9 protein-coding genes are annotated in these 11,408 nt (G+C 72.7%); 5 read left to right on the forward strand and 4 right to left on the reverse strand.

Translation table 11 applies throughout. The annotated features are described in order from the left end of the window. Positions 1–166: 166 nt before the first annotated feature. Both ABTY20_RS28170 and pssA read left to right on the forward strand, forming a co-directional pair. Complete coding sequence (locus ABTY20_RS28170) at positions 167–823, forward strand: phosphatidylserine decarboxylase (RefSeq protein WP_351999866.1); 657 nt, start codon at positions 167–169, stop codon at positions 821–823. Further along, positions 810–1,670 (forward strand): CDP-diacylglycerol--serine O-phosphatidyltransferase, encoded by an 861-nt coding sequence (pssA, locus tag ABTY20_RS28175; RefSeq protein WP_351999867.1) that lies wholly within the window; start codon positions 810–812, stop codon positions 1,668–1,670. The genes ABTY20_RS28170 and pssA overlap by 14 nt, the downstream gene beginning before the upstream one ends. A gap of 81 nt (positions 1,671–1,751) precedes the next feature. Here pssA and ABTY20_RS28180 read toward each other — a convergent pair whose 3' ends face one another. From ABTY20_RS28180 to ABTY20_RS28190, 3 genes are all read right to left on the reverse strand, one after another. Next, positions 1,752–3,206, reverse strand: coding sequence for a glycosyltransferase family 39 protein (locus tag ABTY20_RS28180; RefSeq protein ID WP_351999868.1), 1,455 nt, complete (start codon positions 3,204–3,206; stop codon positions 1,752–1,754). A gap of 421 nt (positions 3,207–3,627) precedes the next feature. After that, on the reverse strand, positions 3,628–5,859 hold the full coding sequence (locus ABTY20_RS28185) for an ABC transporter permease (protein WP_351999869.1): 2,232 nt from the start codon (positions 5,857–5,859) through the stop codon (positions 3,628–3,630). Beyond that, entirely contained in the window at positions 5,856–6,566 is a 711-nt protein-coding gene (locus ABTY20_RS28190) for an ABC transporter ATP-binding protein (RefSeq protein ID WP_351999870.1), read from the reverse strand. Before ABTY20_RS28190 ends, ABTY20_RS28185 begins: the two co-directional genes overlap by 4 nt. 1,029 nt (positions 6,567–7,595) lie before the next feature. On the opposite strand from ABTY20_RS28190, the gene ABTY20_RS28195 reads away from it, so the two are divergent. Beyond that, positions 7,596–8,000, forward strand: a complete 405-nt coding sequence (locus ABTY20_RS28195) for a hypothetical protein (protein WP_351999871.1) — start codon at positions 7,596–7,598, stop codon at positions 7,998–8,000. Between the two features lie 131 nt (positions 8,001–8,131). On the opposite strand, the gene ABTY20_RS28200 is transcribed toward ABTY20_RS28195, so the two are convergent. Then, positions 8,132–9,292 (reverse strand): glycerate kinase, encoded by a 1,161-nt coding sequence (locus tag ABTY20_RS28200; RefSeq protein ID WP_351999872.1) that lies wholly within the window; start codon positions 9,290–9,292, stop codon positions 8,132–8,134. Positions 9,293–9,461: 169 nt separating this feature from the next. Here ABTY20_RS28200 and ABTY20_RS28205 point away from each other — a divergent pair, with 169 nt between their 5' ends. Continuing rightward, positions 9,462–10,532, forward strand: coding sequence for an ADP-ribosylglycohydrolase family protein (locus tag ABTY20_RS28205; protein WP_502991900.1), 1,071 nt, complete (start codon positions 9,462–9,464; stop codon positions 10,530–10,532). Between the two features lie 65 nt (positions 10,533–10,597). Continuing rightward, a complete protein-coding gene (locus ABTY20_RS28210; RefSeq protein WP_351999874.1) occupies positions 10,598–11,323 on the forward strand; it encodes an SIR2 family NAD-dependent protein deacylase in 726 nt (241 codons plus the stop codon). The last annotated feature ends 85 nt before the right edge of the window (positions 11,324–11,408 follow it).

Genomic DNA, 11,408 nt, shown 5'->3' on the forward strand with positions numbered 1-11,408 from the left:
CCGGATACGGGGTGTTTTCTTGGAGAAGATGATCACACCTCGTATGCACTCTTCGACCGCCGACTCGGCTGACTGGCTTACCCAGTTACGGCCCGGAGCCGCTACGATCGCCGGAAAGCCGCCGTCCCCCGCAAGTGCGCGGCATCATCCGCTACGAAGGTCATCCATGCCCCACAGCCAAACCTCTGCACCTCGCGACAGCCTCGCCGGCGTACGCCTCGCGCGCGGAGCCTCGCCGTGGCTCCTGCCGACCGTCGCCACCGCGGCCGTCAGCCTGCTGCGTGCCCGCCGCTCGGGTGCCGCCAAGGCCGTCGCCGTCCCCGCCACCGCCCTGGCGGCGGGGATGCTGTGGTTCTTCCGCGACCCCGAGCGCGAGATCGCCCAGGGCCGGGTCATCTCGCCCGCCGACGGTGTGGTGCAGAGCATCATGCCGTGGAAGGACGGCCGTACCCGCGTCGCGATCTTCATGAGCCCGCTCAACGTCCACGTGAACCGGGCACCGCTGTCCGGCACGGTGACGTCGGTCGAGCACATCCCCGGTGGCTTCGTTCCCGCCTTCAACAAGGAGAGCGAGAACAACGAGCGCGTGGTGTGGCACTTCGACACCGAGCTCGGCGACATCGAGATGATCCAGATCGCCGGCGCGGTGGCCCGCCGCATCGTCCCCTACGTGCCCCGGGGCACCAAGGTCGAGCAGGGCGAGCGCATCGGTCTGATCCGCTTCGGCTCCCGCGTCGACATCTACCTGCCCGAGGGCGTGGAGGTGGCCGTCGAGGTCGGCCAGAAGACCGTGGCTGGGGTGACTCGCATTGACCGTGGTTGATCCGGAGACACAGGCCGGCTGGGTGCCGGAGGCCGACGAGGCGGACGGCGAGGAGGAGATGCCCCTCTCGCTCCGCCTGTCGATAGCGGACACCCTCACCCTGGGCAACGCCACCTGCGGCTTCATGGCGGTGTACTTCACCACCACCGGCATCCTGATCCCGCACCTCTCGGGCGATGACGCGGGCATGGCCCGCAACAGCGCGGCCACGGCCGTGATCCTGATGCTGTGCGCGGCCGTCTTCGACCTGTTCGACGGCCTCGTCGCCCGCAAGCTCCGGTCGTCGCCGATGGGTGCGGAGCTGGACAACCTCTCCGACCTGATCAGCTTCGGCCTGGCGCCCGCGTACTTCGTCCTCGTGTACGGCATGGTCGCGAGGGACGCGCACGAGCGGGTCGCGGCGGTGGGCGCGATCGTGGTGCTGTTGGCGGTGGTGCTGCGGCTCGCCCGCTTCTCGTGCGTCACCATGAAGGACGGCACGTTCCAGGGCATGCCCTCGCCGTTCGGCGCCCTCACGGTCGTCTCCATCGTGTTGCTCGAACTGCCGTTCGAGGCGACGCTGCTGGCGGTCGTCGGCACCGCGTGGCTGATGGTGAGCCGGGTCGAGTACCCGAAGCCGCGGGGCGTCCTCGCGGTGGCGATGCTCTCCTGGATCGTGCTCAGCATGGGCCTGCTGGCGGCCTGGGCGTTCGACGCCCCGGGCGGTCAGCTGCTGCTGCAGACCGGTTGCGCGCTGCAGCTGGTGATGGGCGCGGTGATCCCGCTGTTCGCCACGGCGCGCCGGATGAACACCTTCCGTGACAACCGGCGCGAGAGCCGCGAGGCGCGGGCGGCGCAGATCCCGTAGCCCGGCTCGTACGCCGCCCGAGGGCCCGACCGAATCGAGATTCGGTCGGGCCCTCGGGCTTTCCCACGGCACTCCCGGGGCCTACCGGTCCGGCCGCAGCCGCTCGTACACCGTCACCCGCCGCCCGCGGACCTGCTCGTCCGCCACCGCCGTGAAGAACTCCCCCAGGACGGCGGTCTTCGTCCGGTCCCTCTCCGCCGACACCGGCCGGGCCACCTCGGACGCGTCGGTGATCAGCACGATCCGCCGCTGCGCCAGCATCGCGGCCCGTATGCGCTCCGGGCTCGCCTCCTCGCCCTTCAGGGTCCCGGACTCCGCGGGGCTCTCCGCCAGCGCGACGTCCCGCAGACCGGCGAAAGCGCCGGGGGAGACCAGGGCCGTGTCGCGGCGGGCCGCCGGGACGAAGACGACCGCGTCGCCGTCCTTCGTGAGCCGCCGCACGTCCGCCGCCACCGCCAGGACGTCGTCCACACGACTGGCCGGGGACCGTTTGGCCAGCGACTGCGGCCACAGCGCCAGCACCGCCACGGCGATCACGGCCGGCACCAGCCAGGATGACGCCCGGGGGAACCGCGGCTCGGTCATCCGCACCACCGCGCCCAGCGCCGCGCCGATCAGCAGGGCCAGGCCCAGCATGCTGAACAGGATGTAACGGTCCAGGAAGAGCGGCTTGACCAGGGAGAGGCCGATCAGGCCGAGCTGCGGCACGGCCAGCAGGGGCAGGGCGACGGCCGCCGACGACAGCCGGCCGGCCCGCGGCCGGTCCAGAAGGGCCCCGAGCGCGCCGACGGCCAGTACGATCGCCGGGCCGATCAGCATGTGCCAGGTCAGCGGTGGGATCCAGGACACCTGCCGGGACTGGCTCAGGGTGAACAGGATCATCGGCAGGACGGCCGCCACGGCGGCCGCGGCGGACGCCGTCCAGCGGATCCACGTCCCGCGCCCGGTTCTCGTCCAGGCCAGGGTCGCCGCGTGCGCGGGCAGGATCAGCAGCGACAGCCAGTTGAGCAGCGCGCACAGCAGGACCGTGCCGCCGTAGGCCACCCAGTGCGCCGTCCGGGCGCGTCCCTGCAACGCGGTGACCAGCAGCAGCGTGGAGACGCCGGCTCCCGCCGCGACCAGTGCGTACGGGCGTCCCTCCTGGAGGTGGAACTGCACGGCGGGAAGCAGACCGAACACCAGCCCTCCTCCCAGCCCCGCCCAGCCGCCGGCCAGCCGCCGGCCGATGACCGTCACGCACGCCGCCGCCACCGCGGTGGCCAGCACGGAGGGCAGGCGCAGTGTCGTGGTGCCGGGCCCGAAGCACGCGAAGAGGCCGTGCATCAGCAGGTAGTAGAGGCCGTGCACGGCGTCGACCTCCCCCAGCATGTGCCAGATGTCGGTGACGGACCGGCGGGCCACCTGCCAGGTCGCGGCTTCGTCCCGCCACACGCTGTGCTGCCGGGACAGCCCCCACAGGCCCAGGGCGAGGGTCCACAGCAGCGGTACCGGCCAGACGGGCAGGCGGTGCCGCAGGGTCGTTATGTGGTGGCTCATGGAGTCGTTCAGGTCCTTGGGATGTCGGAGCCGGTCCCGGGCGTCCGGGACCGGCTGATGACCGCGTGCGGGAAGAAGGGCCCCGGTCCGTCGGGGGTGGTGAGGAGTGGCTGGACCACCGGCGCACGCCGGGATCGCCCCGGTCGTCGGGTCCCGGGGGGCTGGGCCGGGTGTTCGGGTCGCGCCCGAAGGGGCGGCCGGAGCCTGTCCGGCGGATCGGGTCGGAGGAAGCCGACGGTGCTCCACGGCCCGGGTGAGCGGGGCCCGGTGCGTGTCCGGCCGCACGGCGGAGGAGGTCGCCGGTGCGATGGGGGTCCCCCCGCGCGAGCGCAGCCGGGCGCGGGGGGACCGGCGACCGACGGCAACGCCGCGGCCGGGCGTGCCGGGCCCCGCGTCTCCGGTGTGATCCGCCGGACAGGCCCTAGGCCCGCCAGTCGCGTGCCTGCTGTCCGGCGATCCGGGCGGCCCACAGCCCCATCACGACGGACACGGCGAGCACCACGGTGACGGCGGTCGCCACGACGCCTCCGGGGACGTAGTAGACCATTCCCGGCCGGGCGACCGATCGTGCGGTCCAGGCGGCGACGACGCATCCCGCCAGTGCGGCGAACGCGAGGGGTGCGACGATCGCCCAGGCCGCGCTGCTGCGGAAGACGCGGTGTCCGCCGGTCAGCACGGTCAGCGGCGCCAGCGCCCGGCCCTGGCGCAGGAACTCGGCTTTGCCGCTGAGACCGACGGCGAGCACGAGGATCCCCGTCCCCAGTACGCCGAAGAGCCGGATCCACCGGCCCTGGTCCCGGTCCGGAACGCCGTCCGTCAGCCACTCCTCCCCGGGAAAGCGGACCTGGGCCCCGCGGGGGTAGGCCCGGTAGGAGGCTTCCTTGAGAGCCGCGACGGCGGGGACGCCGCCGTCGGCCCTCACCACCGCCAGGGTGTTGGTCTCCCGCACGGCCAGCTCGGCCAGCTCGGCCTGACCGGCCCGGACCACCTTCAGATAGGTGCCGCCCTCCGTGTTCCAGTGGAGCAACTGCTGCAGGCGCCGGTCGAGGGCGACGTCGACGCGGGCCGGTGCGGGCGAACACGGCAGCCGGAGGCTCTCCAGGGCGGCGCACCCTCCGCCGATCGTGATGGGGCCGTCTGCGGCGGCGCGGGGAGGCGCGAGGACGACGGGCACGTTGCCCTCGGGGAGGGACTCGAGATAGGCCGCGGTCTGCCCGGGGGATGTCGCCCCCCGGGGACCGATCTCGGCGACGTTCCTGCTGGTGGCGCTGAGGACCTCCTCCATTTTGGCGTGGTAGGTCCCGAACATCGCCTGCCAGGCCAGGGCCTGCACGAAGACGATCAGCGCGACCGTCACACCGGTGACCAGGCGGGCCGTGGCCGCCGGGTGGTGACTGATGCGGCGGCCCGCGATGATCGCACCGGCCCATCCCCGCTTTCGCCCGGTCCGCTCCAGGCTTCCTCCGAGCTCGGCCACGACGACCGCCACCGCGGCCGGCAGGGTGAGGACGACGAGGGCGAGGCCGGCCCAGCCGATCAACGCCCGGTACTGCGTGTCGTCGCCGGCGAGTTCCGGACCGCGGCTGGCGAGCAGGACCGCCGGCGGACAGAGGCACGCGAGGTACCGCTGCCGGCGTGACCTGTTCGCGTGGGCGGGCCGGGTCCCCTCGGCCCGGCCGGCCGGCCGGTCTCCGACGACGGCGAGGGCCAGCGCCGTCACCACGACGGCCACGGGGGACAGCAGGGCCGGCCAGCCGTGCTGACGCAGGTCGGCGGATGACGTCACGTAGCCGACGAACGGGACCCGGACGTCGACGGACGCGGCCACGACGAAGAACGGGACCGACGCGAGGGCCCCCCACGTCACCGGTCGCAGCGCCTCGCCCACGACGATCAGGGCGCGGTCGCGCCTCCGTCCTCCCAGGGCGTCGACCAGGGCACCCCTGCGGTCACGCCCGTCCGCCCCGGCACGGAGCGCGGTGAACAGGAGCACGAGACTCGGTAGGAGCAGCAGGCCGAGGACGAGGCCCTGGAACATCCACTCGGGTTTGTCGTTGTCGCGCCCCGTTCCCGGTTGCAGGCCTTCGGCCGGCGTTCCCGCCCCCGGCCCGAAACCGACCACGACCTCGATCGGCGCCTCGGCCTTCATGCCCTTCGCGGGCCGGACGTAGGCGAGCCACTCCCCGGGGTCGTCCAGCCCCTCCTGCCCGATCGTGCCCGAGAGCCTTCCGTAACGGTCGGCGATCCCCTCCGCGGCGCCGGCTTCCAGCAGGCCGGGGGAGAGCACGGCCTCACCCGGTCCCGGCCAGCGGTCCACCCCCGGAGGGAGGGGGGCGTTCGACGTGTGCGGCGCGATGTGCACGACGCTGAAACTCCGCCGCCCCTTCAGCGCGTCCGAGCCGACCAGCCACAACGTGGCCCGGTCCGCCCGCGATTGCTCCGTCCGCCCCACCGGGGTCCTGGCGTCACGTCGCTGTTCCTTGCCGACGTAGGAGGCGTGCACCATCGACAGCAGCCCCAGGCACAGGGCGACGGCGAAAGCCGAGAGCGCGAGGGCCGCGGCCCTGGTCCCGGCCGCCTCCGAGCGGCGACCCGCGTCGCGCCCTATGCGCAGCAGCTGGAACGCCAAGCCGGCGCGTCCGGTCCCGCTCACGCCTCGGCCACCTCCCTCACCCGGGCAGGAACCAGCAGACCGGCGTCGAGGCGCAGCACCCGGTCCGCTCGTGCGGCGACCTCGAGGTCGTGCGTCACCAGCACCAGTGCGCACCCGCGCCGTCGAGGGAGATCGAAGAGCAGATCCGCGATGCGGGCGGTGGCGTCGGGGTCGAGGGAGCCGGTGGGCTCATCGGCCAGGACCAGTCGGGGCGAGTTGATCAGCGCACGGGCCACAGCCGTGCGCTGGTGCTCGCCCCCGGAGAGTTCCTCCGTCGTCTCGGCACGCGGCACACGCAGCTCGTCCAGCAGTTCCTGTGCCCGGCGGTACCCGCCGGCCCGGTCGGAACGCGACAGCAGCGCCGCCAGCGCCACGTTGTCCAGCGGACTGAGCTCGGGCAGCAGTTCCCCGAACTGGAAGACGGTGCCGATCGTCTCGCTGCGCAGCTCGGCGAGCCGCCTGCCCCGCAGCCCCGTCACTTCCGCGCCGGCCACCTTGATGCTTCCGCCGTGCGGCTTGACCAGACCGAGGATCGACGAGAGCAGCGTGCTCTTGCCCGAACCGCTCGGTCCCGTGATCGCCACCGACTCGCCGGCGGCGACACTGAGCTGCAAGCCCTCGAACAGGGCCCGGTCCCGGACCGAGTGGTTCAGGTCCTGGATGTGGAGTACGGGGTCGGGCGCGGGCCCGGTGTCGGAGTTGCTCACGTGATGTGCCCTCGGGTAGCTGTTGCCGCGTCACCGTGCGACGTCGCGGTGGCGCTGCGGGACAGGGGCGGCCCCTGTCCCGTGGATGGCGGGCTCTTCCGGTGAGCATGAAACAACGCCCCCGCGAATCGTCCCCCGTTGCGCGGGAGAGGTCAGCCTCCCGCGGTCGGTGCCGATGGTAGGCCAAAGTGATCACCAGGCAAAGGAAATAAACCAACGCGCTTTCGACGCCCTCGCGTTGCGCCACAAAGACAAACCGGACCTAAGGATCTCGATGGGCCCCTACGGCCCTTATGCGTGAAGCGGATTCGAACCGATCGAAACCATGCGTGCACGGGCTTGAATCCGTGACCCGTGACACATCGATTTCGGTATCACCGAAGCACCTCGCCGGAAAGGTGGCGACGTCGGCCCTTCGGAGACATTTCAACTCCCCTTTCCGCCCGACCACCCGGACGACGCCCCGCGGTTCACGGCCGCGGGGAATCCCGCCGGACACGGAGCCGGGGCACCGGGCGCCGGCCCGGCGCGGAGTACGGGCGGCCCCGAGCCGGGGAGTCGCAACGACGCCTCCACGCAGGCCTCGTGCCTCCCGGTTCGGCCTCACCTCGAGCACCCTCGCCATGTGGCACATGTCACACGATGGGGATGACGTGCACGTTCTCGACCTCCAACCCACTTGCCGAGCAAATAAGTTGATTGATAAACAGAATTGAAAGAAGGTCAAGTTCCTTGTTCTGCATGGAAGTTGACGATCCGTAAGACCGGCTCAGCCCTCGGTTGAAGCCCGTCGAGTGAGGACGCGAACGCTTCCGGAATTACGCTTGCCCGCTGCGGGCTTTGCCATATGATCTTGCACCGGTCGCGAGGAAGGCCTTCTTCCCGCTCCCATGAGGGGTCCTGTAACGGAAATCGCTTGGCGTGACCAGCCTCGCGTTCGCCCCGCCCATGGGTGCGTCATATCCGAAGGCCGTCACCGTGATGACCATCCATCGCAGCGGATGAGTCGCTGCGTCAAAGGGGAGAATCATGCAGATATCCAGGAGCGCCAAGAAGGCCGCGCTGGCCGTCGTCATGCTGGGCGCCGTTGCGGGGGCGTCGCCGGCCTACGCCGACGCCGGCGAGGACGTCACGTCCAGGCTCAACCACCACACCAACCCGGACATCCACATCTCCTACGCCTACAGCTGGCAGTCGTCCGGCAACAAGAACGTCGCCGTGCGCGACGAGAGGGCGGACGGCAACTCCGTCTACTCGGAGTTCGACCGCAAGAACACCAAGGGGCTCCGTCTCTGGAACACCAAGGGCCAGGGAGAGACCACGTACAGCGACTCCTCCACGAGCAACTACGTCGTGAAGGTCACCGCTTGCGTGCACTTCGACCTGACCCCGGACAAGTGCGGTCCGGACGACCGTCCCGGCGACGGACGCTGATTCCGCCGCCCCGTGCGGACGGATGCCGCATCCGTCCGCACGGGGCGCCCGCGCCCCGGGCATCGGCCCACCGGCGCCCGAAGGGGTCCGTTCCCCGGCTGCCCGCGTCTCCCGGTCCGGCCGGATCCGGCTCAGACCAGGAAGTCCCGGGCGATCCGCCCGGCGGTGCGCTCCAGGATCGGCCCCGCCTCCGCGATGCACCGCGCCACGTCCGGCTCGAGGTCGGTCAGCGCGTACGCCCGCCGGATCCCCGCCCGTCCCAGGACCTGCGGCGGCAGCGCCAGCCGGCCGCACACCGCGACGACCTCCTTGTTCGCCGCCCGGGCCGCCGCGGCGACACCGACCGGGGCCTTGCCGTGCAGGGTCTGCTCGTCCAGGGACCCCTCCCCCGTGATCACCAGGTCCGCCCGCTCCAGCGCCGGCGCGAACCCGAGCACGTCCAGCATGACCTCGATGCCGGGACGGAAACCGGCGCCGAGCAGCAGCGCGCCGTAACCGATGCCGCCCGCCGCGCCCGCCCCGGGGGCCTCGGCGTACGCGGCGGCCTCCGGACCCACCGCTTCCTCCAGCACCTTCACCAAGCGCGCGAGCGCCGCGTCCAGCGTCTCCACGTCCTGAGGCGAGGCCCCCTTCTGCGGGCCGTACACCGCCGCCGCCCCCTTGGGCCCGGTCAGCGGATTGTCGACGTCGCTGGCGAGCACGAGCCGGACCGACGCCAGCCGCGGGTCCAGCCCGGACAGGTCGGCGGACGCCAGCTCGGCCAGCCCCCCGCCCCCCGGCGTCACCGGCTCGCCGTCCGCCGTCACGAACCGCGCGCCCAGCGCCGCGAGCATGCCCGCGCCGCCGTCGGTGGTGGCGCTGCCGCCCACCCCGAACACGATGCTCCGCGCCCCCGCGTCCAGCGCGGCCCGCAGCAGCTCGCCGGAGCCGTACGTCGACGCCGTGAGGGGCGCGAACACCCCGGCCGGCAGCCGCTGCAGCCCGCTCGCCTCCGCCATCTCCACGACGGCGGTGTCACCGCGCAGCGCGTACGCCGCGGTCACCTCGGCCCCGAGGGGACCGGCGACCCGCACCTCCCGCCGCTCGAACCCGGCCGCGACCGCCGCGGCCACGGTGCCGTCGCCGCCGTCGGCGACCGGCAGCGCCTCGATCACCAGGTCCGGGACGACCCTGCGCAGCCCGGCCGTCACCCGCTCGGCGACCTCGACGGCCGTCAGCGACCCCTTGAACTTGTCCGCGGCGACGAGCACCCGCCGCGCCGTACGAGTGCCGCTCCCTGCAGCGTCCGCCACTTGCATTCCCCTCGTTCTCCGGGCCTCGCGCGCACGTCGGGATCGGTCGCGCCGCTGCGACCCTAACCGGAGGACACCGCCTCCACCATGCCCTGCCCAGCCCGTGGAACGGTCCGTGGAACGGTCCGTGGAACGGCCCCGGACCGGGTAGACCGGTCATATGACCGCGATGAACGCCGTACACACGGGGCCGGAACTCGCCGACCGCGTCCTCGGGGGCTGGCTGGGCCGGATCGCGGGCAACATGCTCGGCAAACCGGTGGAGCAGGGCGAGGTGTGGACGCGGGAGCGCATCGACCGCTACCTGCGGCGGGCGGACGCCCTCCCCCTCACCGACTACCTCCCCGGACCGCCGGCCGAGAGCGAGGAAGCCGACCTGCGCCCGGAGTGGCGCTCCTGCGTCCGCGGCCGCGTCCACGGCAGCTGCCGGGACGACGACGTCGACTACGCGATCCTCGGCCTCGACCTGCTGGAGACCCACGGCTTCGCCTTCAGCACCGAGCAGGTGGGCCACCTGTGGCTGCTGCGGCTGCCCTACCTGCAGACCTTCACGGCGGAGCGGGCCGCCTACCGCAACCTCGCGAACGGCCTCAGACCCCCGCTCACGGCCACCTACGACAACCCCTACCAGGAGTGGATCGGCGCCCTCATCCGCGCCGACATCCACGGCTGGACCTCCCCGGGCGCCCCGCGCCGCGCCGCTTCGTCGGCCCGCAGGGACGCGGTGCTGTCCCACACCGGGAACGGAGTGTACGGCGCGATGTGGGCGGCGGCGCTGATCGCGGCGGCGTTCACGGCGCCCACCGTGCGACAGGCGGTGGACGAGGCGCTGACGGTGATCCCGGCGAGCAGCCGCCTCGCCCGCACCGTGCGCCGGGTGACGTCCCTGCACGAGACCGGACTGGCCTGGGAGGACACGCTCACCACGCTCGAACGGGAGACGGCGGGCCTCGGCTGGATCCACACGGTCCCGAACGCGGCCGTGCTCACCGCCGGCCTGCTGTACGGCGACGGCGACTTCACCCGGACCATCGCCCTGACCGTGCGCGGCGGCCTGGACACCGACTCCAACGGCGCGACGGCGGGCTCGGTGGCGGGTGTCCGGTGCGGCGCGAAGGCCGTCCCGGCCCAGTGGAGGGATCCGCTCCGGGACACGGTCCGCAGCGCCGTCCTCGGCTTCGACGGGGTCCGGATCAGCGAGCTGGCGGACCGCACGCTGCGCCTGGTCCGGGCCGGGTAGCCGTACTCGGGCGCGGGCCGATATCCGCTCGCCGGACCGGCGCCCCGCGACCTACCCTCGGCCGCATGAGCAAGCCCCTCGTCGCCCTCCTCACCGTTGCCGGAGTCAGCACGGACTCCGGCATCCCGGACTACCGCGGGCCGAACGGACTGTGGCGCCGTGATCCCGATGCCGAGAAGCTCGTGACGTACGCGTACTACATGGGCGACCCGGAGATCCGCCGCCGCTCCTGGCGGATGCGGCGCGCGACCTTCACGCCCGCCGTCGAGCCGAACGCCGCGCACCGCGCCGTGGTCGAGCTGGAGCGCTCCGGGGTGCCGGTGCGGGTGATCACGCAGAACGTGGACGGGCTGCACCAGCTCGCCGGGCTGCCGGACCGCAAGGTGCTCGAACTCCACGGCACGGTACGGAGCGTGGTGTGCACCGAGTGCCGGGCGCGCGGCCCGATGGAGGACGTCCTCGCCCGGGTCGACGCCGGTGAGGACGATCCGCCGTGCCTGGACTGCGGCGGCGTCCTCAAGCCTGCGACGGTGATGTTCGGCGAGCACCTCGATCCGGTGGTGCTCGGCGAGGCCGCGGCGATCAGCAAGGCGTGCACCGTGTTCGTCGCCGCCGGGACCAGCCTCCAGGTCCACCCCGCCGCCGGGCTCGCGGGCGTCGCCGCCGACCACGGCGCCCGGCTGGTCGTCGTCAACGCCGAACCGACCCCGTACGACGACCTCGCCGACGAGGTGATCCGCGAGCCGATCGGCACCTCGCTGCCCGGGCTGCTGCGCCGGATCGCCTCCTAGGGCCTCTCGTTTGGATCAGGTCGGCCGCGACCGACGGTGCGTCGTGGCCGACCCGAGCGGGGCTTGGTGCGTGCAGATGCAAGGC

It is taken from the genome of Streptomyces sp. NPDC126497 (assembly GCF_040302425.1).
Lineage (GTDB): Bacteria > Actinomycetota > Actinomycetes > Streptomycetales > Streptomycetaceae > Streptomyces.